This window comes from Erythrobacter sp. (genome assembly GCF_024305245.1).
Classification (GTDB): domain Bacteria; phylum Pseudomonadota; class Alphaproteobacteria; order Sphingomonadales; family Sphingomonadaceae; genus Erythrobacter.
In genome coordinates, this window is the sequence record NZ_JAMWYX010000003.1 from 151,386 (window position 1) to 176,678 (window position 25,293).

At 65.1% G+C, this 25,293-nt stretch carries 17 protein-coding genes and 1 tRNA gene; 4 read left to right on the forward strand and 14 right to left on the reverse strand.

What is annotated here, in order from left to right:
- Nucleotides 1-199: 199 nt before the first annotated feature.
- Nucleotides 200-2,443, forward strand: a complete 2,244-nt coding sequence (locus tag Q0L48_RS05480; RefSeq protein ID WP_296718210.1) for a TonB-dependent receptor — start codon at nt 200-202, stop codon at nt 2,441-2,443.
- Nucleotides 2,444-2,525: 82 nt separating this feature from the next.
- On the opposite strand, the gene Q0L48_RS05485 is transcribed toward Q0L48_RS05480, so the two are convergent.
- The 7 genes from Q0L48_RS05485 to infA form a co-directional block, all read right to left on the reverse strand.
- Nucleotides 2,526-5,402, reverse strand: a complete 2,877-nt coding sequence (locus tag Q0L48_RS05485) for a pitrilysin family protein (RefSeq protein WP_296718213.1) — start codon at nt 5,400-5,402, stop codon at nt 2,526-2,528.
- Between the two features lie 98 nt (nt 5,403-5,500).
- On the reverse strand, nt 5,501-6,304 hold the full coding sequence (purC, locus tag Q0L48_RS05490) for a phosphoribosylaminoimidazolesuccinocarboxamide synthase (protein ID WP_296718216.1): 804 nt from the start codon (nt 6,302-6,304) through the stop codon (nt 5,501-5,503).
- Between the two features lie 39 nt (nt 6,305-6,343).
- Nucleotides 6,344-6,418, reverse strand: a tRNA-Phe gene (locus Q0L48_RS05495).
- Nucleotides 6,419-6,550: 132 nt separating this feature from the next.
- Nucleotides 6,551-6,739, reverse strand: a complete 189-nt coding sequence (locus tag Q0L48_RS05500) for a DNA gyrase inhibitor YacG (RefSeq protein ID WP_296718217.1) — start codon at nt 6,737-6,739, stop codon at nt 6,551-6,553.
- Nucleotides 6,736-7,698, reverse strand: coding sequence for a ribonuclease (locus Q0L48_RS05505; protein ID WP_296718219.1), 963 nt, complete (start codon nt 7,696-7,698; stop codon nt 6,736-6,738). The genes Q0L48_RS05500 and Q0L48_RS05505 overlap by 4 nt, the downstream gene beginning before the upstream one ends.
- Nucleotides 7,691-8,263, reverse strand: coding sequence for a nucleoside triphosphate pyrophosphatase (locus Q0L48_RS05510; protein WP_296718220.1), 573 nt, complete (start codon nt 8,261-8,263; stop codon nt 7,691-7,693). Before Q0L48_RS05510 ends, Q0L48_RS05505 begins: the two co-directional genes overlap by 8 nt.
- Before the next feature lie 15 nt (nt 8,264-8,278).
- A complete protein-coding gene (gene infA / locus Q0L48_RS05515) occupies nt 8,279-8,524 on the reverse strand; it encodes a translation initiation factor IF-1 (RefSeq protein WP_007163491.1) in 246 nt (81 codons plus the stop codon).
- 222 nt (nt 8,525-8,746) lie between these two features.
- Here infA and Q0L48_RS05520 point away from each other — a divergent pair, with 222 nt between their 5' ends.
- Complete coding sequence (locus tag Q0L48_RS05520; RefSeq protein WP_296718222.1) at nt 8,747-11,926, forward strand: hypothetical protein; 3,180 nt, start codon at nt 8,747-8,749, stop codon at nt 11,924-11,926.
- On the opposite strand, the gene Q0L48_RS05525 is transcribed toward Q0L48_RS05520, so the two are convergent.
- The 3 genes from Q0L48_RS05525 to Q0L48_RS05535 form a co-directional block, all read right to left on the reverse strand.
- Entirely contained in the window at nt 11,923-13,143 is a 1,221-nt protein-coding gene (locus tag Q0L48_RS05525; protein WP_296718224.1) for an aminoacetone oxidase family FAD-binding enzyme, read from the reverse strand. The genes Q0L48_RS05520 and Q0L48_RS05525 overlap by 4 nt on opposite strands.
- A 20-nt stretch (nt 13,144-13,163) precedes the next feature.
- Nucleotides 13,164-14,444 carry an APC family permease gene (locus Q0L48_RS05530; protein WP_296718226.1) on the reverse strand — a complete coding sequence of 427 codons (1,281 nt, stop codon included), beginning with the start codon at nt 14,442-14,444 and terminating at the stop codon, nt 13,164-13,166.
- Nucleotides 14,445-14,608: 164 nt separating this feature from the next.
- Complete coding sequence (locus tag Q0L48_RS05535) at nt 14,609-15,934, reverse strand: heme peroxidase family protein (protein WP_296718229.1); 1,326 nt, start codon at nt 15,932-15,934, stop codon at nt 14,609-14,611.
- Nucleotides 15,935-16,252: 318 nt separating this feature from the next.
- Here Q0L48_RS05535 and uvrC point away from each other — a divergent pair, with 318 nt between their 5' ends.
- Nucleotides 16,253-18,214, forward strand: a complete 1,962-nt coding sequence (gene uvrC / locus Q0L48_RS05540) for an excinuclease ABC subunit UvrC (protein ID WP_296718231.1) — start codon at nt 16,253-16,255, stop codon at nt 18,212-18,214.
- Nucleotides 18,215-18,262: 48 nt separating this feature from the next.
- Here uvrC and Q0L48_RS05545 read toward each other — a convergent pair whose 3' ends face one another.
- The 3 genes from Q0L48_RS05545 to Q0L48_RS05555 all read right to left on the reverse strand — a co-directional run bounded on the left by Q0L48_RS05545 (nt 18,263) and on the right by Q0L48_RS05555 (nt 23,035).
- Complete coding sequence (locus Q0L48_RS05545) at nt 18,263-19,168, reverse strand: OmpA family protein (RefSeq protein WP_296718233.1); 906 nt, start codon at nt 19,166-19,168, stop codon at nt 18,263-18,265.
- A gap of 380 nt (nt 19,169-19,548) precedes the next feature.
- Nucleotides 19,549-21,381, reverse strand: coding sequence for a DUF885 family protein (locus tag Q0L48_RS05550; RefSeq protein WP_296718236.1), 1,833 nt, complete (start codon nt 21,379-21,381; stop codon nt 19,549-19,551).
- 103 nt (nt 21,382-21,484) lie between these two features.
- Nucleotides 21,485-23,035, reverse strand: coding sequence for a carotenoid oxygenase family protein (locus Q0L48_RS05555; RefSeq protein ID WP_296718238.1), 1,551 nt, complete (start codon nt 23,033-23,035; stop codon nt 21,485-21,487).
- A gap of 149 nt (nt 23,036-23,184) precedes the next feature.
- On the opposite strand from Q0L48_RS05555, the gene Q0L48_RS05560 reads away from it, so the two are divergent.
- Nucleotides 23,185-24,000, forward strand: coding sequence for a universal stress protein (locus Q0L48_RS05560; protein ID WP_296718240.1), 816 nt, complete (start codon nt 23,185-23,187; stop codon nt 23,998-24,000).
- 221 nt (nt 24,001-24,221) lie between these two features.
- Here the strand turns inward: Q0L48_RS05560 and Q0L48_RS05565 are convergent, their stop codons facing one another.
- Nucleotides 24,222-25,151 carry an acyl-CoA thioesterase II gene (locus Q0L48_RS05565; RefSeq protein WP_296718243.1) on the reverse strand — a complete coding sequence of 310 codons (930 nt, stop codon included), beginning with the start codon at nt 25,149-25,151 and terminating at the stop codon, nt 24,222-24,224.
- Between the last annotated feature and the right edge of the window lie 142 nt (nt 25,152-25,293).

Below are 25,293 nucleotides of genomic sequence, written 5' to 3' on the forward strand. Positions count from 1 at the left end.
GCAAGATTGTCAAACAGCTGTCGCACTACGGCTATTCTGTAACTTCTCTGCAACAACCGTAACAAGACTGGCGTCAAACGCCCCATTTCCCGCCATAATCTTGCGCCCCATTCTCGCCCGAATCGCCGGAAAGTGCCAGCGCACCAACCTGCACCTTCTCTTATTTCCGTGCGATCAATCCAAAAAGGGGGCTTGTTCGATGTCTCAGCGTATTACTGCCATTCGTGCGGCTTGGGCCGGTTCGACCGTCCTTGCCGCTGCTGCCGTTTCGTTCGCTGCCCCTGCGGCGGCGCAGGAGAGCGAGGCTGCGACCACCGACGACGGCCAGCTTGCCACCATCATCGTCACCGCCAACAGGCGCGAGGAAAACCTGCAGGACGTCGCGGTTTCGGCCGAAATCCTCGATCAGGCCCGCGTCGATACGATCTTCAGCGCCGCCGGTGATGTGACCGCGCTGGCCGGATCGGTGCCCGGCCTCAACATCGAAAGTTCCAACGGCCGCGCCGCACCGCGTTTCTACATCCGCGGGCTCGGCAATACCGATTTCGATCTGGCCGCATCGCAGCCGGTTTCGGTACTGCTCGACAACGTGGTGTTGGAAAACGTCACGCTCAAAAGCTTCCCGATCTTCGATGTCGAGCGGATCGAGGTGCTGCGCGGGCCGCAAGGCACGCTGTTCGGGCGCAACACCCCGGCGGGTATCGTCAAGGTCGATTCGATCAAGCCAAGCCACGAAACCGATGTCCGCGCGGCGCTTTCCTTCGGCAGCCTCGACACAATTTCGCTGAGCGGCGCGGTGGGCGGTTCGGTTGTGGACGACGTGCTCGCCTTCCGGGTCGCGGCCCAGCTGCAGCGGCGCGGTGACTGGATCAGCAACGGCTTTACAGGTGAGGAAGATTCGCTCGGAGGGTTCAGCGATTTCGCCGTGCGCGGCCAGTTGCTTTATACGCCCAACGAACGCTTCAGCATGAATGCGGCGGTGAATTTCCGCGACCTTCAGGGTTCCTCGACCTTTTTCCGCGCCAACGTGCTGGGAGCGAGCGCGAACCAGCCGAACAACACCAACAAACTCAACGAAAACTATGACCGCGACACCGTGTTCTATGATGCGGGCGGCGGCAACGAAGCGGTGTATCAGCAGTTCGGTGCGACGCTGACCACCGCCTATGAATTCGACTTCGCCACGCTGACGTCGATTGGCAGCTACTGGACCAGCGAAGGCTCCAGCCGCGGCGATGTCGATGGCGGATTCGGTGCCTCGTTCCTGCCGATCATGGGGCCGGGCTTCATCCCGTTCCCTTCGGACACGCAGGATTCGATCGATCTCGAACAATACACGCAGGAAATCCGCCTCGCTTCGAACGGCGATGGTCCGCTGTCGTGGCAGGTCGGCGGCTTCTACTTCGAAAGCGATTTCGACGTCACTACGGTCGGCTTCACCTTCCCGCCGCCGGTCACCGTCAACCACACCAACGAAGCCTGGGCGTTGTTCGGGCAGCTGTCCTACGAACTGACCGAGAGCCTGCGGGTCACCGGCGGCCTGCGTTACACCGATGATCAGAAGGATTTCTTCGTGGTGTCAGGCGCAGCGCCGCAGCCGGTCAGTGTGGGTGACGACCAGTTCGATTGGGACATCGCACTGTTCGCCGATGTCTCCGACGATGCCAGCGTCTATGCCAAGGTCGCCAATTCGTTCCGCGGACCGACCATTCAGGGCCGCGACGTCGCGTTCTTCAACCCGCCATCGGTTGCGCAGTCGGAGAATATCACCTCCTACGAAGTCGGCTTCAAGACCGAGCTGGCCGATCGCCGCGTGCGGCTGAACGGCGCGGTGTTTTACTACACGGTCGAAGATCCGCAGTTCACCGCAGTGGGCGGGGCGGGCAACCTCGTGCAGCTGATCAACGCCAACAAAGGCGAGGCTTACGGCTTCGAACTCGACAGCGCGTTCCAGATCACGCCCGAATTCCTCGTCACGCTCGGCGTCGCCTACAACAATACCGAGATCAAGGATAACGCGCTGGCCGTGGGGATCTGCGCGCAGTGCACCGTCACCGACCCGACCACGGTGATCGGCGGTAGCACCCGCGCGCTGGTGGGCGGCAATCCCTTCCCCAACGCGCCGGAATGGAGCGGCGATATCACCGCTCGCTATGGCATCCCGGTGGGCAACAGCGGTGAATTCTTCATCTTCACCGACTGGACCTATCTCGGCGAAACCAACTTCCTCCTGTACGAAAGCCGCGAATTCAACGCCGGCAGCCGCATCGAAGGCGGTCTGCGGGTCGGCTATTCGGGCGACAACGGCCAATGGGAACTGGCGGCTTTTGCGCGCAACATCACCAATGAAGACAATGTGCTGGGCGTGGTGGACTTCAACAACAACACCGCCTTCGTCAACGATCCGCGGGTCATCGGGGTGTCGTTCAGCGTGAATTACTGAGGCTGGATCGCCCTTCGGGGCATCCGCTTTCGCAAAGAACCGGCAGGAGCATTTCCTGCCGGTTTTTTCGTGTCTGGCGATGCTATTCCGTAGCCACCGTTTCGGCAGGCACGACGGCGATTTCGACCGCAGCGCCCTGTTCCAGCCACCGGGCGGCGGCGGCCTGCAAATCCTCGGGCGTCATGGCGCGGATCAGATCGGGTGCGGCGAACCACCGGTCGAGCCGTTCGGGATTGCTCTGCGCCCGTCCGGCTAGGTTGATCCACCCGCCCAGATCCTTCAGCGCATTGTCGTATTCCTCAAGCAACGGACGGCGCGCGCGCTCGATCACGTCGGCGCTGGGCGGCGTATCGCGCAATTCGGCGAGCATTTCCTCGACCGCCTGGCGGGTTGCCTCCACCTGCGCCACATCGACGGATACTGCGAGGCTGAAGGTGCCATAGTCGCGGTAATGGCGACTGTTCGATGCACCGGCCGAAGGCGAATAGGCCTGACCCAGCTCCTCGCGCAGTTTCTCGGTCAGGGCGAGCCGCACCACCCGCGCGAGCAGACCGAGCCGCAGGGTTTCGCCAAGGTCGCTATCATCGGTGGTGGGCCAGACCCATTGCAGCAGCGCCTGATCGGCCTCGCCCTTGTGGGTCAGTGTGTACTGGCCGCGCTGCGCAGTGAAACTGCGCGTGCGGGCCTCCTCGCGCGGCACGAATTCGGCCTCGCGCATCGGCAGCGCGCCAAGGGTCGCGGCCACTGCCGCAATCGCTTCGGTCTCGTCGAAATCGCCCGCCAGCGCCAGCTCGATCGCGCCGTTCGCCAGCCGGTCGCCGATGGCTGCGCGCAGACCTGCGTAATCCAGCGCAAGGAAGGCCTCCTTCGGCTGAAGCGTAAAGCGTGGGTCGTCGTCCGACAGGATGCCACCTATTGCCGTGCCGAGCGCGCGGCCCGGCGTTGAATCCAGTGTTTCGAAGTAGTTGTCGATGCCTTTGCGGAATCGCTCCTCGCCTTCAGGGCGGTAGCCCGGATCGGTGATCAGCGCGGCCAGCACCTGCATCTGCAGCGCCAGATCGCGCTTGGTGGTGTTGCCCGATGTGGCGAAAGCATCGGTCGCGCTGGACAGGCCGAAACCGACGCTGCGTCCGGCCAGCACGCTCGACAGATCGTCCTGACTGTGGCGGCCAAGCCCGCCCAGCGCGAGCGAATCCGTCAGCGCGACCCGCAGCGGGTCGTCAGGGGTGTTCATCAGGTCGCCGCCGTCGACCGCCAGCGTAAAGGCGATGCGGTCCTCGCGGATGGTGGTCGGCTTCAGCGTCAACCGCACGCCGTTGGCAAAGCGGATCATCCGCAAGCCGAGCCGGGGTTCGGTGGTATCGGAAACGATGGTGCCCGGCGTGCCGAAATCATCATAGGCAAACGCCAGCGGCCCGTTGTCTTCGGGCGGTGCGATCGGCAGCGCCATGCCGAGCGCAAATGCCTCGCGCAAGGCAGCCTCGCCGCCCTCGGGCGCGGTGCGCCCCGTGAAGCGGATCAGCGGTTCTTCCAGCGGCGCAGCGTCTGCCAGCAGCGCCTGCCAGATCGCCGCCGGGGTCAGTTCGGATGCGAGTTGTTCGAATTCCGCCAGCTGCCAATCGGGCGTCGTCGGCACGCGCTCGTCATCCACGAGGTTGATCGCCGCCCCCACGAACACATTATGGCCGCGCGTTTCCGCGCCCTTGACCGCGTTTTCCAGTGCGGTGCGGATATTGGCGAGCTGTTCGTCCACCTCGGCCTGCGTGAAGCCGTGGGTCAGAGCCTGGTTCACCTCTCGCACTGCGGCGAGCACGCCCTTGTTCCATTCCCCGTCGGCACTGCTGACCGAAAGGCTGGTGATGCGCGCATCCTCGAACAGGTTGCCCGAGCCGTAGCGCGCGCCGCGGAACGGCGCATCCCCGCCGCGTGCCAGCCGCGCCAGCCGCCGGTTGATGATCGCATAACCGATCCCGCGAAGCCTGCCCTCGCGCCGGTTGGCGATGGTGTCAGGCAGGTCCTGCCACGGGGCAAAGCGGCTGATGGTCACGCTTTCGGACAGCGCCGGATCAAGGTGGATGTCGGTCAGCCCCTTGCGGGTGATGTCGATCGGCCCGGTCTCCGGCTCTGTCGGGGCAGGGGCGGGCGTCCAACCGGCAAAACGCGCGCGGATCGCGGCTTCCACCGCCTCAACCGGATAATCGCCGACCACCACCAGCACCGTGTTGGCGGGCGTGTAGGTGCGTTCGTACAGCGCGCGGATCTGCGCCGCGCTGGCACCTTCCAGCACCTCGATCGTACCGATCGGAAGGCGCTCGGCATAGCGCGCACCGGGCGCGAGGAACGCGGCATTGTCATCGTAATTGCGCTGTTGAAAGCCGGCCCGGTCGCGTCGCTCGGCAAGGATCACACCGCGTTCACGCTCGACGGCGTCCTGCGCAATGGTCAACTCGCTGGCAGTTTCGCGCATCAGCATCAGCGCGGTATCGAGCAGGGCAGGCTCGTTGCGCGGCAGGTTGAGCATGTAGGTGATGCTGTCGAACCCGGTGGAGGCGTTGGTGTCCGCGCCGAAGGCCAGCCCCTCGCGTTCGAGCAGCTTGATCATCTCGCCTTCGGGAATGGCTGCAGAGCCGTTGAAGGCCATGTGTTCGAGATAGTGCGAAAGGCCGCGTTCGCTGTCGCTTTCTTCCAGCGACCCGGAATCGATCCGCATCCGCACCAGCGCCGTCCCTTCGGGCGTCGCGTTGCGGCGGATGATGTAGCGCATTCCGTTGTCGAGTTGCCCGAAGGTGTAGCCCGGATCGACCGGAACATCGCTCTGTTCGAAAGCCCAGGCCGCGGCAGGCGCTTCGGCAGTGGTTTCGGCCACCGGCGCATCCTGCGCGGCCAGCGCGGTGGTCAGCGCGATCGGAGACAGCGCCAGCAGCAGGCCAGCGGTAACATTACGGGATTTCAGGATCATGAGCGGCAGGGCACCTGTGGCAATCGCGACGGAATGCCCGAGACTATAGCAAACCTGCCGCTTGTCAGCCCCCACGATGCGTTACGTAAGTGGCGGCCTTACTTCTTCAAGGGAGGCGGGCCGCGCAGGCGGCTGCGCGCATGGGAGAGGTCGAACACCTCGCCCGGCCCGGTATCCTCGTTGTTGAGCAGGCCGAGGCGGCGGGCCACTTCGCGGTAGGCTTCTTCCTCGCCGCCCAGATCGCGGCGGAAGCGGTCCTTGTCGAGCTTCTCGCCGGTCGCCATGTCCCACAACCGGCAGCCATCGGGGCTGATTTCATCGGCCAGGATCACGCGGCTGTAATCGCCATCGTAAAGCCGCCCGAATTCAAGCTTGAAATCGACCAGCCGGATATCGATCGCGGCGAACATCCCGCACAGGAAATCATTGATGCGGATCGCCATCGAGGAAATGTCGTGCATCTCCTCGTTGCTGCACCAGTTGAAGCAGGCGATGTGTTCTTCCGCGACCAGCGGATCGCCCAGCGCATCGTCCTTGTAGTAATATTCGATCAGGGTGTGGGGCAGCGGCTCGCCCTCCTCGATCCCGAGGCGCTTTGACAGCGACCCTGCCGCGACATTGCGCAGCACCACTTCGAGCGGGATGATCTCGACCTGCCGGATCAACTGCTCGCGCATGTTGAGGCGGCGGATAAAGTGGGTGGGGATGCCGATATGGCCCAGCCGCGTGAACACGTGTTCGGAGATGCGGTTGTTGATCACGCCCTTGCCGTTGATCGTGCCTTTTTTCTCGGCATTGAAGGCGGTCGCATCATCCTTGAAATACTGGATCAGCGTGCCGGGCTCGGGGCCCTCGTAAAGGATCTTGGCCTTGCCTTCGTAGATCTTGGTACGGCGGGACATCGACACTTTCCCTCTGGGCGATTGGCCCTTTTCAGCGAATGGTGCCCGAGGGCGGATTTGAACCACCGACACGCGGATTTTCAATCCGCTGCTCTACCCCTGAGCTACTCGGGCATTCGCTGCGAGCGACGGATTGCGACCATGTGGTCACCCCGGCGAGCAAATGAGAGCGCGCCTATGGCGAAGGCGGACGGGGTTGGCAAGAGGCTTTCAGACGCAATAGGCAGGATTATTGCACGCAGCGCATCAATCCTGCTCGCCCCAGTTGCCCTGCGCCTGTTCGTCAGGATCGGCAGGTGGTCCGGGAACCGCATAGGAATCGGAGAACCAGCGCGCCAGATCGCGGTCCTTGCACCGCTGCGAACAGAACGGGTGGTAATCGGGATGCCGCGTCTTGCGGCAGATCGGGCAGGGTTTGTTGGCTGACGTGCTCATGCGGCCGACAATTGGGCATGGGCGGCTTCGATGGCAAGGCCGGGGTCGGTGTCGATCCGCACTTCGCGCCCGGTGCGGCGAGCCAGCTCTGCCAGCCACGGTTCTTTCAGCTTGGCCTTCAGCGCGGGATGCACTGTCAGCAGCAGCGTGCGCCCCGCGCCATCATCCGCCGCCAGTTCCGCACGGCGCAGCGCCATACGGGCTGCCGCGCCGAGCCGTGCGGCGGCGAATCGGTGCAGCAGCGACGGGCCGTCCAGCCGCGCGACCAATTGCACGAAGCCAAAGCCGTTCATGGCGGTGCGTTCGTGCTGCCAATCGGCCAGCGCCGCACCCAACGCCTCGTCCACTGCGCGGCGATCGGCCTTGTCGGCAAGGGTGGGAAAATCGATCCCGATATTTCCTCCGACCGCGAACCACGCCAGCGCGCGGGCGATGGCGGGCACGGCGGCCAGCGCGACCTCACGCGGGGAGCCGACGCCGTCGATGTCGATCACGGTCATGGCGGGGGTGACGCTGACCAGCACCTCGCCGCCGGAAAAGTCGAGGCTGGCCGCAGAGGCCGCGTGCCACACCTCCTCCCACAGGCCCGCAGGCAAGCGGCGCACGGTGCGCCCTTCCGGAAAATTATTGTGCGTGGCGGAGCTTTCTGCCCCGGCAACCCGCGCCTGCGCGCGCTTCAGCCGCCCGCGTTCGGCCAGCGGCGCGCGGGTGACGACCAGATCGAGGGATTGCCCTTCGGTCACGTTCGGCGGCAGGTGATCGACCAGCGCTTCCGCCCCGCCATCCAGCAGCGCGACCCCGCGCCGGGTGCCCTTCAGTTTGGTGACAAGCTTGCCGCGCAGCGCCTGTCCGGCGCGCAATTCTCCCGGCCAGAACACCCGCGCCGCCAGCACCTGTTCGCCCTGGATCAGCAGCGCGCGGGTTTCGCCGATGCCGTCCTCGATCAGCCACTCAGCCAACGGCAAAACCTGCGGCCTTGAGCAACGTGCGCGTTTCATACAGCGGCAGGCCCATCACGCCCGAATGGCTGCCTCTGATCCATTCGATCAGCCCTTCGGCCGCGCCCTGAATGGCATAGCCGCCCGCCTTGCCCTGCCAGTCTCCGCCAGCCAGATAGGTGGCGATCTCCTCGTCCGACAGGCGTTTGAAGCGCACCACGGTTTCATTCAGCCGTTCGCGCAGCGTTCCATCGGGCGCGCGCAGCACCACGCTGGACAGCACCTGATGCCGCCGCCCGCTGACAAGGGCGAGGCAGGCGCGCGCTTCGGCTTCGGTTTCGGTCTTGGGCAGGATGCGGCGGCCCACCGCCACCACCGTGTCGCCCGCCAGCACGAAGCCGGGCGCGGCAACCGCCAACGCCTTCTCGCGCCCCATGCGCGCGGCGTAGGCGCGGGGGAGTTCGTCCCGCTGCGGGGTCTCGTCGATATCGGCCGGGGTCACCGCATCGGGCACAAGACCGAGCCGCGCGAGCAATTCGCGCCGCCGGGGCGAGGCCGAAGCCAGTGTCAGATGAGGCGTGCCCATCAGGGCCGCCCGCAATTACTGCGGGCCGGGGCCGCCGCGACCCGGCATGAAGCGATAGGTGATGCGCGCCTTGGTGAGATCATACGGGGTCAGCTCGCACAGCACTTCATCGCCCACCAGCACGCGGATGCGGTTCTTGCGCATCTTGCCCGCAGTGTGGCCGAGCACTTCGTGGCCGTTTTCAAGCTCAACCCGGAACATCGCATTGGGCAGCAACTCAACCACGCGCCCGCGCATTTCGAGGAGTTCTTCCTTGGCCATGTAATTCCTTTGGTAATTGATGCGGCGTCGTTGACGCCTGTCGAAAAGCTAGCGCGCTTTAGCGATGCGGGAACCAAAAGGGAAGGCTCGAGCGTTATGCGCCGCAATGGCCTTGTTCGGGCTACGTAAATGCATCCCGACCTAGGCAGCTGCCGTAAGCCGGGAACCGGTTCGGGAAGGGTAACCAGCCCCCCGCCGTCGACTGTGATTTGAAGGGACAAAATGAACCTCTCCCCGCTCTCCCGCGCCTTGCTGCGCGCTGGCACGTGTGCTGCCAGCCTTGCTGCGGCAACGCCGGTTTTCGCCGAAGCAGGCGCGGCGCCCCAGCCGCAATCCGCGCAGGTGCCGCAGCCCGCAGGGGAGGATGAACCCGAAACCGCCAGCGGCACGGCGGTTTCCGGCGACGAGATCATCGTAAGGGGCAACCGGATTCGCGGGCAGTTGTTGGTTGATCAGGCACCGCTGCTCCAGCTCGACGAAGAAGCGATCGCCGCCGAGGGCGTGACCTCGATCACCGACCTCATCGCCCAGATCAGCGCGCAGACCGGCTCTGCACGCGGACGCGGCGGCGGCGGGCGGCCGGTGATTCTCGTCAACGGCATCCGCATCGGTTCTTTCCGCGAATTTGCCTCCTACCCGCCCGAAGCGCTCGCCCGGGTCGAAGTGTTTCCCGAAGAAGTCGCCCAGCGATTCGGCTTTCCGCCCGATCGGCGCGTGATCAACCTGATCCTGAAGGAAAACTATTCCAACCGCGAGGTCGAGTTCGAATTCGAGGCGCCGTCGCGCGGCGGGTTCGTCCGCACCGAACAGGATCTCGGCTATCTCAGGATCGCCGATGGCGGGCGGTTCAACATCGATTTCGAATTGTCGGACTCCTCGCTGCTGACCGAGGATGAGCGCGATATCATTCAGACCCCCGGCTCTGTCAGTCAGGTGCCGGGCGATCCTGCACAGGCGCCGTTCCGCAGCCTCAGGGCCGACACGGTCGGGTTCGAGGGCAACCTTTCGTGGGCCAAAGCGCTGATCGACAGCGGCACGTCTTTGAGCGCCAACCTGAATTACGCGCGCAGCGAGAGCCGCAGTCTGGACGGGCTCAACACCGTGGTGCTGACCGACGATCCCGCTGTCCCCGGCATCGTGCGCACGTTTGGCGCGGATACACCCTTGGCGCGGCGTTCTTCGACCGACACAATTTCGACAGCGGGATCGCTGACCAAGCCGGTGAACGCCTTCCGCTTGACCAGCACGTTCGATGCCTTCCTGTCCGAGACCGAGACAGAGATCGACCGCCGCTTCGATACGCAGTCGCTGGTTGACGCAGCGCTCGCCGGGTCGCTTGCGCCCGGCGGCCCGTTGCCGACCGATGCCGAAGCCGGGTTCGAAGTGGCGCGCAGCCGGACGATCAACGGACAATCGCAAACCACGCTGGAAGGGCCGCTCGGCCAGCTTCCTGCCGGAGAAGTGCTGGCGACCTTCAACCTCGGGCTCGACTGGCAGCAGATCGAAAGCAACGACACCCGCAGCTTGACCGGAGCGACGCTGACCCGCCGCCAGCTGGCGACTGGGGCTAATGTGGTGGTGCCGTTCACCAGCAGCCGCGCAGGCGTTGCCGATGCGCTCGGCACCTTCACGCTCAATTTGCAGGCCGGTGTGCAGGACCTGTCCGATTTCGGCGTGCTGGGTGATTGGAATGCAGGCCTGAACTGGTCGCCGTTCGACAATCTCGACCTGTCGGCGACCTATATCTGGCGTGAGGCGGCGCCGGGGCTGGGCGCGCTGGGCAATCCGATCATCACCAATTTCAACGTGCCGGTGTTCGATTTCAGCCGCGGCGAGACCGTGCTGGCCGATGTCACCACCGGGGGCAATCCCGATCTTCCGGCGGAAACCCAGCGCGACTGGAAATTCGCCGCCAACTGGTCGCTGCCGTTCTGGGACAACACCCGGCTGACGGTGGAGTATATCCGCAACAAGTCGGACAATGTGGTGAGCGGATTTCCGCAGATCACGCCCGAGATCGAAGCGGCGTTTCCGGGCCGCGTGACGCGCGATGCGGACGGGCGTCTGATCGCGGTGGATCGGCGTTCGGTCAGCTTTGCCGAGACGCGGGCGAACCGGGTGCAGTTCATCTTCTCGACCAGCGGCAGCATCGGCGCGCCTGAGGGCGGGCGTGATGGCGGCGGGCGCGGTGGGCGCGGTGGCGGAGGCGCTCCGGCGCGGGACGCTGCACAATCGGCTCCGGCTCCGACAACAGGCGCGGCTCCGGCAGGGGAAGGGGCAAGGGCCAATGGCGGCGGCGCACGGTTTGGCGGCGGCGCTGCACCCACGCCGCAGCAGCGCGAGCAGTTCATGGCCTTCCGCGAACGGCTGTGCGCCGATGACGGGCTCGACTTCCTCCAGAAACTGGCCGCCGCAATCGACAGCGGCGCGGATATCTCGGCCGAGTTTCCCGGCATCGATCCTGCGCGGCTCGCACCGATGCTGGCGCGGTTGCGCGGGGAGAATGGCACCATCGATCCGGCCCGGCTGGCGCAGTTCCGCTCACGCATCTGCAGCATCGATCCGGCGATGCTGGGCGGCGCTGCTCGGGGTGAGGGCGCTCCGGACGGCGCACGGGCGCAGGCGGCAACGGCCTTGCGCGAACGGATCTGCGGGCCTGACGGCGGCGCCGCGCTGACCGATCTGGTCGCCAGGATCGAGCGCGGCGAGGATGTCTCGGCCGAGCTTCCCGGTATCGATCCGGCGTTCCTCAAAATGGCGCTCGACCGGTCGCGCGATGCCGATGGCAATATCCCGCCTGAGGCGCTGGCTCAGTTCAAGGAGCGTTTCTGCGCCGCTGCACCGCAACAGGGCACAGCGGGCGGCGGTGCGCCTGCGGGCGGCGGCGGACCGGCGTTCAATCCGCTGGGTGGGCGCAACATGCAGGGCTTCCGCTATTTCCTGAACCTGACCCATTCGATCGAACTCGACAACGAAATCCTGATCGCGCCCGGCATCGCCCCGCTCGACCAGCTTGACGGGCAGGCAACCGGAGCCTTCGGCCTGCCGCGCCATTCCAGCCGGCTGGAAGCAGGCCTGTTCGGGCAGGGCGTGGGCTTCCGTCTTTCGGGCATCTACACCGGCGAAACCCGGCTCGATGGCTCGGGCTTGCCGGGCAGCACCGACCTGTTCTTCGATGATATTGTAACCTTCAATCTGCGGGTCTTTGCCAATATGGGCGAACTGATCGGCCCGAACGAAGGGTTCCTGAAGGACTTCCGGGTCAGCCTGCGCGCCGACAACCTGTTCGATGCGCAGCGCCGGGTGCGGGATTCCGCTGGCGACACGCCGATCAACTACCAGCCGTTCGTGATCGACCCGGTCGGGCTGTATCTGGGGATCGATTTACGGAAGTTGTTCTAGGCGCGGGCGGCAGCAAGCGCTTCGGCGCAGGCATAGCCGCTCGCCCAGGCCCACTGGAAGTTGTACCCGCCGAGCCAGCCGGTGACATCCACCGCTTCGCCGATGGCGTAGAGACCGGGCACCTTGGTCGCCTCCATCGTGCGGCTGGAAAGCTCTGCCGTGGCGATGCCGCCTGCGGTGACTTCGGCCTTGGCGAGGCCTTCGGTGCCGTTGGGGGCGAAGCGCCAGTCGGCCAGCTTGTCTTGCGCGGTGCGAAGGTCCTTGTCCGACACATTGCCCAGTTCGCGCTCGAGATTTGATCCCTTTGGCCCGAGCCGGTCGGCCAGCGCATCGGCCAGCCGCGCGGGCAGGGCTTCGCGCAGCAACGTGCGCAGGTGCGCGCGCGGGCGGTCGCGCTTGGCCGCCAGCAGCCAGTCACTCGCGGCGTCGGGGAGGAAGGTCACGCCGACCTCCTCGCCATGCCGCCAATAGGATGAGACTTGCAGGATCGCCGGGCCGGACAGCCCCTTGTGCGTGAACAATGCGGCTTCGGCGAATTCCGCTTTCGCCTTGTCCGCTCCGGCCCGCGCCAGCACCGGCGCGGCTACGCCCGACAGTTCGCGGAACAGCGCGTCCTCGCCCCCCAGCGTCAGCGGGACGAGCGCGGGGCGCGGTTCGACCACTTTCAGGCCAAACTGCCGCGCCAGACGGTAGGCAAAGTCGCTCGCGCCCATCTTTGGGATCGATGGCCCGCCGGTGGCGATCACCAATGCGGGCGCGTGCCATGACCGGCCATTATCGGCGGTAACGGTAAATGTGCCGTCGTCGCCGCGCGCCACGCTCGCAATATCCACGCCGCAGGTCAGCGTCACGCGGTCCGCCGGGCATTCATCCAGCAGCATCGCCACGATCTGCTTGGCCGACCCGTCGCAGAACAATTGCCCCAGCGTCTTTTCATGCCAGGCGATGCCGTGCCGCTCGACCAGCGCGATGAAATCCGCCGCCGTATAGCGCGCCAGCGCGCTCTTGGCGAAATGAGGGTTGGCCGAGAGGAAGTTTCCCGGCCCCGCGCCGAGGTTCGTGAAATTGCAGCGCCCCCCGCCCGAAATCAGGATTTTCTTGCCCGGCGCATCCGCCTTTTCCAGCAATGCGACACGCAGCCCGCGCTGACCCGCTTGCCCGGCAGCGAACAGACCGGCTGCGCCTGCGCCGAGGATTATGACATCGGTTTCGATCATGAACCCGCATCTAGCGGCTTCTACACCGGATGTGCAGCCTGAACCGACCGTCGCCGCGCCACGAAATACATCCCTGTGCCGATCACCAGCAGAAAGCCGAAAACCGCGTAGGCCTCGGGCTTGGCGTGACTGGCAACCCAAACGGTGGATGCCGCCGCCAGCAGCGCGGCGGGCAAGTGCCACCACGGCGCAGGCGCCGCGTCGCGGCGTTGCAGCACCGGCAATGCCAAAGCGGCGAGCAGATACATCACCAGCCGCGACAGCGTGCTGGCCACCGCCAGCGTGGCAAAACCGGCCCACAGGCTGAACAACACCGCGATCCCGCCATAGAACAGGATCGAGACATCGGGCGTCTGGAACCGCCGCGAGACATGGGCGAAGATCCCCGGCAGCAAGCCTTGTTCCGCCATGCCGAAGGTCAGACGCGGGGTGACGATACCGCCGCCGAGCGTGTTGGCGCAGATCGACACCGCAGCGGCAATAGCGATCACGATCGCTCCTGCAGGGCCGACCAGCGATTCCGCCGCAGCCGACAATGCGTTTCCGCCGCCCGAAACCTCCGGCGCGATCGCAAGATAGGCCCAGATCACTAGCATATAAAACACCGCCACCGCGCCGAGCGTCGTCATCAACGCCAATGGCAGGTTGCGCCGGGGATTGCGCATCTCTCCGGCAGCAAAGGTCGCATTCTCGAACGCCATGTAGGCGTAGAAAGTCAGCAGCACGACGCTTTCGAACTCGCTGAACCGCGGCAGGGCAAAGCCCACCGCTGGATCGCGGGTGGCAAGGCCGAAAATGATGAGCGCGATGAGCGGGACGAGCTTCACGACCGTCATCACGCCCAGTGTCCCCACAGAAGTCCGCATCCCCACAAGATTGATAATGGTGGTGGCGATGATGAACCCGATCACCGCGCTCGCCTTGATCACGGGGTCTTCCAGCACCGGCATCAGCACCGCAAGATAGGCGATGGCAACCTGCGTGTTGGCCGCCACCGCCACCACGCCCGAGGCATAGCGCGACCAGCCTGCCTGAAAGCCGAAGAACGGGCCGAAGGCGGCGGTGGCATAAAGCACCGGGCCGCCATGCGTATCGAACCGCGCGGCAAGGGAGGCGAATACGAACACCAGCGGCAGCACCAGCAGCGCGCCGAACAGCATCATCCACGGTGCGAAACTGCCCACCGCTGCGACCATGATCGCAGGCAGCGCAAAGATGCCCGCGCCGATCATGCCGTTGACCGGGAACAGTGCGGCACCCCAGAACCCCACCGTGCGCGGCAGGACCGCCGTTTGCGTCATTGTGCTTGTTCCCCGATGCAAGGGGTGATGTTGGACCGTGCAAGGGCGGAGCACAAGCTTTGCCGAAACCCGCCCCCGCTGGCTGGTGGAGCACGGCCAAGCGAAGCGCGGAAAGAAGCGGGGCGGAGCCTGTCGGGGCCGAACGGCTCCGCCCCGGGCCGGCCCTAGGGCAGGGCCGGCTGAGCCGCGGTCACGAGTTTCCCCAGCGTGTCCCACTCGGGCCGCGGCGACCAGTTGCGGTTGGCTCCGAGCCACGAACGGTCGTCAAGTTCGAGCAAACCGATCAGCGTTTCGGCAACGATTGTCGCGCCCACCGGGCCGAGCGCCTCGCCCGCCAGCGTATCGCCATTGGCTTCGGCGCGTCCGATCACTTCGGCCTCGGCGAGGATATAGAGCCACAGCGGAATGCCGTCGCGGCCGAGATCCTCGTTCACATCCTCGACCTTGTCGAGCACCCGGTCGATCTGCGCCTGCGGGCAACCGATCGCTGCCGCCACCTTCTCGCCGCCGGGCAACAGGAAGGTGTTGCCGCGCAGCAGGTTGCGGGTCGCCAGCGAGTTCTCGTCGGGCGGGCTGATGAAGGGCAGCGCCAGCAGATCGCCTGCGAGCTTGGTATCGAGCTTGAGCGCGCGTTCGACCTGCCGGTTTTGCGGCGTGAACAGCAATTCGTGCCAGTCCACCACCGCATCGGGATTGCCGAGCGGATCGAAGCCCGAACCCAGCGTCGCCCCGAACAGTTCGAACCGCGCGCCGCCCTGCCGCACCTGCAATTTCATCGGGATCATCGAGTGGCCGAAGCGATAGGCCGCGACCGAGAATTCGATCGGAATGAACGGCACGCCCCCGCAATAGACCTGCCGCCCGCAGCCGAGAATCCGCTCGACCAGCGGCCTGCCGCACATCGCAGCGAGGAAATCGTGCACCAGCGCCCACTGATAGTGCCAGGTCGTCTCGCGCCGGGCTTCTTCGTAAAGCGCGTGGCCGGACAGGCCGCTTTCATCATGCAGCGTCTGGGCAACGAGGTTGTGGAACCGGATAATGGCAAGCTGAATCTGGCTGATGATCCGGTTCTCGTCATTGCGCGGATCGCCGATGATCGCACGGCCGTTGGGCGAGCGCAGCAGATCATGTTCCGGAATGCCGCCCTGGCCGGGATTGTCCGCGCCGGTCAGCAGCTTGACCCCGCCGAACGGTCCGCCTTGCGTGAACAGGTAAGGCTGTGCCTCCGGGCCGAGGCCGTAAACGCAGTCGAGATCGAGCGTCGGCGTGCGCACATTGGACACCTCGCCCGTATTGTCGACCACGCGCCCGAAGGAGGTCGACGCATCGAGCGTCACGTCATGATCGACGAACTGGCCGAAGAACACCATGCCCACCGGAACGGTCGCGGTGCGGTTGGCGACTCCCTTGCCGTCCATCGGGCCGTTCGGCGCGCCGATGGCTTGAAGTATGTCGGGGCGGGTAAAGGCAGGCGCGAGATCAGTGAACAACCGGCCAAAGCGATCTTCGCGACTGTTCTGATGATTATGAAATTGATTCATGCTGCAGAACGGGGACGTTCCGCTGAGATTCTTCATGCCGTGGTGTTCGTGATCGGACATAGTTAGCCTCCAATTAATTGAATATTAGCTAACCCGTTTATTATAGTTGGTCGGTGATATTTGGTAAAATCATAGATTAATTGTCGAAACGCGACGATTTTGATGAAGTATTCGTGACAGGGCCAGTTTCCCGACTGTTGCGAACTGATTGGGGAAGGGCCCCGCCATCCGCTTCCATCCCGGCCCGCCAGCGCCTATCTTTGCTGCATGTCCCGGACCCCTGCAGGCACCCCCAATGATCCGCGCGGCGCGGAGCGTTTCAACGAGGAGCGCGCCGCCTATACCGTCGCCAGCGCCCAGCCCGATCTGGAAGGCGGGGTGGCGGCGATCCGCGACATGGTGAAGGTGCTGAAGCCCGTCCCCGGCGTGTACCGGATGTGCGACGCGCGCGGCGAGGTTTTGTATGTCGGCAAGGCGCGCAGTCTGAAGGCGCGGGTGGCGAACTACACGCAGATCGCGCAGCTATCGGGCCGGTTGCAGCGTATGGTCAGCCAGACCCGCAGCATGGAGATCATCACCACCAATTCCGAGGCCGAGGCGCTGCTGCTGGAGGCGCAGTTGATCAAGCGGTTCCGTCCGCCGTTCAACGTGCTGTTGCGCGACGACAAGAGCTTCCCCTTCATTCTGCTGCGCGCCGATCATGCGTTCCCGCGCATCCAGAAGCATCGCGGCGCGCGGCGGGCGAAGGGCAATTACTACGGTCCGTTTGCGAGCGCCGGCAGCGTGAACACGACGCTGAACGCGTTGCAGAAGCTGTTCCTGCTGCGCAGCTGCACCGACAGCTTCTTCAACAACCGCGACCGCCCATGTCTGCTGTATCAGATCAAGCGGTGCTCGGCGCCGTGCGTGGGGCGGATCTCGGAGCCGGATTACGATGCGCTGGTGCGGCAGGCGAAGGACTTCCTCGCCGGGCGTTCGGGCGCGGTGCAGGCCGATCTGGAACGGCAGATGGCAGACGCGGCGGCGAACCTCGATTTCGAGAGTGCGGCGATCCTGCGCGACCGGCTGCGCGCGGCGACCTTCATTCAGGGGTCACAGGCGATCAATGCGGCAGGGCTGGGCGATGCCGACGTGTTCGCGCTGGCAGCCAAGGGCGGGGTGATGGGCGTGCAGGCGTTCTTCATTCGTGGCGGGCAGAACTGGGGTCACCGCGCGTTCTTCCCGCGCCATACCGCCGAGGTGGAGGAGGCGCAGGTGCTCGCCGACGTGATGCTGCAGTTCTACGAGGAGGTGCCGCCGCCGCCGATCATTCTGGTCGACCGCGACTTGCCCGAACGCGAGCTGATCGAAGCGGCGTTGAGCGAGCTTGCCGGGCGCAAGGTGCGCATCACGATCCCCGAACGCGGCGACCGGCGCAAGCTGATGGCGCAGGCGCAGCGCAACGCCGTCGAAGCGCTGGAGCGGCGGCAGGCCGAGACCGGCACCAAAGCGCGGATAGGCCGCGAGCTGGCCGAGTTTCTCGAGCTCGACACCCCTCCGCAGCGGATCGAGGTCTACGACAACAGCCACATCCAGGGCACCAAGGCGGTCGGCGCGATGGTGGTGGCCGGGCCGGAGGGCTTCGAGAAGGGGCAGTACCGCAAGTTCAACATCCGCGAGGCGCAGGCGAATGACGACTTCGCGATGATGCGCGAGGTGATGGCGCGGCGCTTCCGCAGCTTTGCCGAGGGCGAGGAGAACCCCGAGGCCAAGCCCGGCGGCCACGACACCATCCTGCCCGACCTGATCCTGATCGACGGCGGCAAGGGCCAGCTATCCAGCGTCATGCGCGTGCTCACCGAGATCGGCATCGCGGATGACATCGCTGTCATCGGCATCGCCAAGGGGCCGCATCACGGGCGCGAGGGGCGCGAGGTGTTCCACTTTCCCGACGGGCGCGAGAAGCAGTTGCCGGTCAATTCGCCGCTATTGTTCCACCTGCAGAACCTGCGCGACGAGGTGCACCGCTATGTCATCGGCGCGCACCGGGCCAAGCGGTCCAAGGCGATCACCGCGTCACCGCTCGACGAGATCCCCGGCATCGGCCCGGCCCGCAAGCGCGCGTTGCTGCTGCACTTCGGCACCGCCAGCAAGATCCGCGCCGCGGCGCTGGAAGACCTGCAACGCGCCCCTGGCGTCAGCGCGGCGGTGGCCCGCAAGATCTACGACTTCTACCACGCCGGAGGGTGAGGCGTAGCAAGTGGGGCAGGCCGCCAAGGCCCGCCCCCCTGCCTTCGATTACTGCCCGTCGAGCGCTTTGCTCACCAGCACGTTGACCGACACGCGGCGGTTCTGTGCGCGGCCCGCTTCGGTCGTGTTGTCGGCGGCCGGATCGGCGGTCGCCATCCCGGTGGGGGTCAGCATCCGGTACGGCTTCCACTTGCACACCTGCTGCAGGTAGTTGACCACTGCCGCAGCGCGCTTTTCGGACAGCGGCTGGTTGATCTCCGGCGAGCCGGTGGAATCGGTGTAACCCAGCACCAGCATCAGCGAATTCTCGTTGGCGTTGGCTTCCTGCGCGGCCGCGCACAGCTGGTTCTTCGCGCTGGGCGAGATCACCGCCTTGCCGGTGTCGAAATAGACGTTGGTGGTGCTCTTCAGGTTGTACTTGTCGATATCGCCCAGTCGGCCGCGCAGCGCTTCGGTAGCGGCGGCGTTCTGCTGGATCGCTGCGCCCTGCTGCGCGAACTGCTGCGCCGTGCCGCCGCGGATCATCGCCGCAATCACCCGGTCATCGCTGGTGAAGCGCACTTCGCTCGCCACGAGACCTTCGCCATACTGGCGCGTGCGCACGCGCACCGGCAGGCCGTTGATCAGCGCGCTCTGATCGAAGGTCTTGTTGCCGATCCCGAGGAAACCGCCGCGGCTGCGGATTTCGGTTTCGGGGTGTAGCGTAAGGGTGGTGCTGGTGCCATCGTCGGAGGTGATCTGCAGGCGCTGGCCCTGACGCGCGGAGATGATGCCGTCGATCCGCGGACCTTCTGACATTTCAGTCATGGTCGGCAGGTTGCCGTAAACCGTGGTCAGCACTTCGCCGTCACGGGCGACTTCCTGAGCTGACAGACCGCCGCTGGCGGGCATGGCAAGCGCGGCGAGCAGCGCGAGGGTGAGGGGGGCACGCGGGGCGCGGGCGGGGTTGGTCATGATGCGAATGCTCCTGTGGTTCGGGCCGGCGATCCTGTGGTTCGGCCCTTCGTTGGCGTTATGCCCGCAGACCGGTGTTCAGAATTACCTTGCTGCCCGATGAACAGCGTTAGTCCGGTTGCCAAAGGAGCGGGCAACTGGGGCAGAGGATGCGACGAGTCGAGCAGGCGACCTCCGCCGGTGCGCGCGCCGGGCGGCCTGTAGGAGACACATGAGACACTGTCCAAGGACAGAAAACCCGCCCCTCCGACACGCCTCTGCCGCCCCGTTCGGGGCTTCAGCAATCCGATAGACGGCAGGCGGGATACGAAGCGGCAAGGCATGGCAGGCTTCCTACGACCGCACTGCAGGGTAGGAAAGCCGCCCGCCCGCGACCCCCGTCAGCTTGGCATCTGGTCGGCGATCCAGCGGTCGATCTTCTGTTCGAGGATCGCCAGCGGCAGCCCGCCGGTGTTCAATACCTGTTCGTGAAACGCCTTGATCTCGAACCTGTCGCCCAGCTTGGTCTCGGCCCGTTCGCGCAGTTCCTGAATCTTCAGCGCGCCGATCTTGTAGGCCAGCGCCTGCGACGGAATGGCGATGTAGCGTTCCACTTCGGCGACCACTTCGGTGCGGGTCATGCCGGAGTTTCCGAGCATGAAGTCGATCGCCTGCTCGCGGGTCCAGCCCTTGGCGTGCAGGCCGGTATCGACTGCCAGCCGCATCGCGCGCAATTGTTCGTCCTGCAAGGTGCCGTAACGGTTCCACGGATCGGTGTAGAAACCCATCTCCTCGCCCAGCGTCTCGGCATACAGCGCCCAGCCTTCGATAAAGGCCGTGGTGCCGCCAAACCGCATGAAAGCGGGCAGCGCCTCGTTTTCCTGCGCCAGACTGATCTGGAAATGATGCCCCGGCGCGCCTTCGTGCAGGTACAGTGTGACATTGCCGGTGGTCAGCCGGCTGGGCAGGTCATAGGCGTTGAAATAGAACGTGCCCGGACGCGATCCGTCAGGCGTGCCCGGCTGATAGGAACCGCCCGCCTGGAACTGCTCGATCGAGGGATCATAGGGCTCGATCTTGAGCGGCGCCTTGGGCAGCAGCGAGAAATAGTCGCCGATCTTCGCGTCGACCAGTTTGCCGATGTCGTAATAGGACTGGGTCAACGCCTCGCGGCTTTCCGCCTGGAACTTGGGATCGGTGCGGACATAGTCGAAGAATTGGTTGAGAGTGCCGTCGAAGCCGACTTCGGCCTTGATCGTTTCCAGTTCGGTCTTGATCCGCTCGACTTCCGACAGGCCGAGCTGGTGGATCGTCTCGGCATCCAGCGGCAGCGTGGTCGTGCTTTCGATCAGCTGGGCGTAAAGTTCCGCGCCGCCCTTCATCTGGCTCAGCCCCACGCTGTCGCGCGCGGCGGCCATGTATTCGTCGCGCAGGAAGTCACGCAGCCGTTCGTGCGCGGCGTAGATTTCGCGGGTCTTGGCCTCGTAGGCGGCTGTCAGCCGCGCCTTGTCGGCAGCGGAAATGCTGTCGGGGAACTTGGCGACCGGCCCCATGAACTGCGATTCCGCCACCGGGATCGCCAGCTGCGTATCCAACTGCTGGATGACATTGCCGATGGTCAGCTTGGTTTCGACCACGCCGGTTTCCATGCCTTCGCGAAACTTGTCGATCGAACGGTCGGTGATGGCGATGTAATCGTCGTGCCGCGCAAGGTTGTCTTCGTAATGGCCGATCGTTTCGAACGGCGCGGCGCCATTGCCACTGGCGAATTGGGGGTAGAAGGTGTGGAAGCCGGAGAAGTGATTGACCGGGCGCACTTCGGTGAGCGCGCGGATGCGGTCGGTCGCACCTTCCAGCGCCTGCTGCTCGGTATATTCGAACACGTCATAGGCAAGCGCATCGGTGGGCGAAAGCTTCGCGCGATCGATCTGGGCGAGCAGCGCAAGGTTGAGCTGGGTGTCGGTGCGATCCGCGAGAAAGGCGGAATCGGTGAGGAAATCGCCGAGCCGGTCAACGCCTTCGTCATCGCCGCGGAACAGGCGATTGAGCGGGTTGAGCGCCAGTTCGCGCGCGTCGGCATCGGCGAACAGCGCGAACAGCTTGTCATGCTCGGACGCTTGCGCTGCGGCGGTGCCGGGGGCGGCGACGGGGCTGGCGGCGTGGTGATCGGCCAGCGCGGGCGCGGCGGTGAGGAGCAGCGCGGTCGAAGTGGCAAGCGCAAGGCGGAATGTCATGTTGGGAGTCCCCGAAACGAAAGTGCAATGGGCACAAACTAGGAACGCCGCCCTTAATCCACAAGCACGCCCGCGACGAGCGACGCAGGCGCTTCGACCGGTGTCATGACGTCATCCCAAAGCGGCTGGCGTGAAAGGCTGCGTCGGCGCGCAGCTGGTCATGCTCGACCCACACCGAATGCGTGCCCGAACAGATCTTGTGCGGCAGCGCGAGGCGGCAGATCGGGCCTTTGGCGATGTCGGATGCATCGAGGATGGCGCATTCGGAAGTGCCGGTGTTCTCGTCGATCAGAAAGGTGACAAGGTAGCCTTCTTGTTCGCCTACCGCTTCGCTAGTTGAGGCGTTTTTGTGCCCTACCGCTTCGCTACTTGAGGCGGGGGGTTTCTTCGGGATCATCGGGCTTTCGCTGGCATAGACGCCTTCGGGCAGGCGGTAGACCTGTTCCTCGCCCGTTTCGGTGTCGTGGCGGACATAGCCGTTGAACAGGAACCAGCCGGGGCGGGTGGTGGTCGACCAGACATAGCGGCTTTTGCGCATGGCAAAACGCGGGTTGATTGTCCCGAATTCGACGATCCGGTCGGTCAGCCGTTCCTCGCGGGTCTCGCCGGTTTTCAGGTTGAACCGCCAGCGGTGGAGGCGGCTCTGAAAGCTGTGTTCGTCGACATAGGCCATCATGTGGCTGTAGCGGCCCATTTCCTCGATCGGATCGGGCATAGGTTTGGCCTGATGATAGCCTTCGAGGATGACCTCGTCGCCCTCTTCATACGCGTTGGTCCAGTGCAGCACGTAGGTGGGCTCGGCCTCGAACCAGCGGATATCCTCCGGCTGGCCATGGCGCGGGATCAGGGCGAAGCGGGTGGGGATGCCATCGTGAATGCGCGCCGCATGAATGTCGCGGCGCAGCAGATCCTCGTCCCAAAACAGCGGCATGTCGTTGAGGATCGACCAGTTTTTGGTTATCGCCATGTCATGCGGCAGGCGCGGGCCGGGCAGCGGGACGGGGACGTAGTGCACCAGCTGCCCGGTGCGGTCCACCACGCCGTAATGCATGAACGGCGCGTATTTTGAATAGTTGAAGAACATCAGCTCGCCGGTGTCCTCGTCCACCTTGGGATGGGCCGAGATGCCGTCGAGCGGCACCCACGGCGCCTTCCCCCGGCTGCCGAGCGTGACGGGATCGAGCATCCACGCCTCGCCGCACTGGTACAGCGTCGCATAGGCGGTGCCGGCATGGACGATGATGTCGGTGGAGCCTGTATCCTTCAGCCCGCCATGCGCGCCGAAGCCGGGGCGCTTGCTGGTGCCGACCGGGTCCATCAGCCCGCCCCACAACGATTGCCCCGCGATCTGCTCCGCCTCGAAACAATGGGTGCGCACGAAGCGGTTGCGGTAACTCGCCTTGCCGCCGGAGATGTTGACCTGATGGATCATCGCGTCGCCATCGAACGGGTGGTGGCGGCCCAGCGGCTGATGCACCTGGTTTTCGGTGTTGCGCAGGTAGATGCCGTCGATATCGGACGGGATCGCGCCTTCGATCACCGGCAGCAGCGCCACGTCGGCTTCTTCGTGCAGCGGCGTCCACGGTCCCGTCAGATAGGGGTGGTTCGACGGCTGGAGGCTGGTCTTCACCGGCGGATGGCGCGTGATCTGCATGGTTCTTCTCCCGCGCGGAGACTACCAACGCACCGCGCGCTGGCAAGGGGACTGTGATGCCCCCGTCGCGGGAACGTTCAAATTTGATCCCGATCAAGGCAACGGGCACGATGCGGGCGCATTCTGACCTCATCAACGGGAGAACAGCCATGAAATCGATTCTGCTTCATGTCGATCACGATGCCGCCATGCCTGCCCGCCTTCAGGTCGCACTCGATATTGCGCGGGCCACCAATGGCCACATCACCTGCCTGCAGGCGGTCAGTTACGAAGTCTTTGCGCCGGGCGATTTCTACGGTTCGGCGATTGCCGCCGCGATGCCGGTGATCAAGGAAAACGCCGAGCACCTGCGCGCCGAAACCGAAGCGAACCTCGCCAATGAAGGCGTCAGCTGGGACTGGCGGTTTCTCTATGGCATTGCCCAGCACCGGCTGATCGAACATTCGGCGCTGGCTGATCTGGTGATCGTCGGCCCTTCGAACGCGGGCGAGAACGGGCGCGGGCCATCGACGCTGGTGGGCGATCTTGTGCTCAAGGCGCCGGTTCCGGTGCTGGTGGTGCCCGGCGACGCCAGAAACTTCGATGTGAACGCCCCGGTGATGGTCGCCTGGAACGGCTCGGCCGAAGCCGCCCACGCGCTGCGGGCGGCGACCCCGCTGCTGGCGGCGGCGGGCAAGGTGTATCTGGTCAGCATTGACGAGCCTTCGGACAAGCAGCGGTTCGATTTCCCCGCTCTCGAAGGCGCGCAATATCTCAGCCGCCACGGGATCGATTGCGAGGTGATCGCGATCGAGCGCGGCGAGGCCAGCATTGCCGACTCGCTGTTTTCCGCCGCGCAACTGCGCAAATGCGGGTTGATGGTAATGGGCGCCTATGGCCATTCGCGGCTGGCGGAAATGCTGCTGGGCGGCGTCACACGGCGGATGCTGAGTGAGCCGCAGATGCCGATCCTGCTGGCGCATTAGGTGTTTCCGCAGCCGGTCAGGGCTGCGAAATCCTCGCTCACACGCCATGCGGGCGCGTCGCTGAGGGCGCGCAGTCGCGCTTGCGGCGCTGCGCGCCGATCCACACACCGAATTCGTCATTGCGAGCGGAGCGAAGCAATCCATGGACCCACCGTCATGCGGGCGGTGAGGGCAGTCCATGGATTGCCGCGTCGCTGCGCTCCTCGCAATGACGGGATGAGCTATTTCTTCACCCGCTTCCGCATCATGCCTTCCTGCGCGACGCTCGCCACCAGTTCTCCGGCCTGATTGAAGATCCGCCCGCGATTGAAGCCGCGTCCGCTGCCGCTCCACGGCGCGTCGGTGGCGTAGAGCAGCCATTCGTCGGCGCGCGCGTCGCGGTGGAACCAGATCGCGTGGTCGAGGCTGGCACCCACCAATTCGTTACGCATCCAGGAAAGGCCGTGCGGCAGCGCGCTGGTGCCGAGCAGGGTGTAATCGCTGGCATAGGTGATGATCGCGCGGTGCAGTTCGGGCGTATCGTCCGCGCCGGTGATCGGGGCGCAGACGCGAAACCAGCTATGCGCGCGCGGCTCGCTCGGTTCGCTGCTCATCCAGTGCAACCGGTCGATGGAGCGCATTTCGATCGGGCGTGGCCGCAACATCAAGCGGCGCTGCGCCTCGTTCATTTTGTCGCCCCATTGCTCGGCAATCTCGCGGCGAATGGCGATATCGGGGCGCAGGTCTTCGGGCGGCGCGACGTCGGGCATCGGCGAATCGACATGCTCCAGCCCGTCTTCGGGTAGCTGGAAACTGGCGGTGAGGTTGAGGATCGGCACCGCCGTGCCGTGCTCGTCTTCCTGGCTGGCGACCACCCGGCGGTTGGCGAAGCTGCGCCCGTCGAAATCGCGCTCGATCCGGTATTCGATCGGGGCACCCTCGCGCCCGCCGCGCAGGAAATAGGCGTGGAGCGAGTGCGCTCGCTTGCCGTCGGTCACGCTGGCCTGCGCTGCCTGCAACGCTTGCGCCAACACCTGCCCGCCGAACACCCGCCCGATCCCGTCCTGCTGCGGCGGCCCGGCGTAGATATCGGCTGCGCGTTTCTCGACCGTCAGCAGGCGGATCAGGCCTGCGACCAGCTGGTCCGGCGTGGGTGAGGGTGTGTCAGTCATGGCACAAGGCCATGCTGCGGGCTTACGTTCCCGTCAACCCGAGCTTTCTCGACGCGCGCAAGCCTCAGCGGGAGCGGGCGTTGTCCGATGCGGCGACAGGCCACTGCGCAAAAACAAACCCCGCCGGAATCGCTTCCGGCGG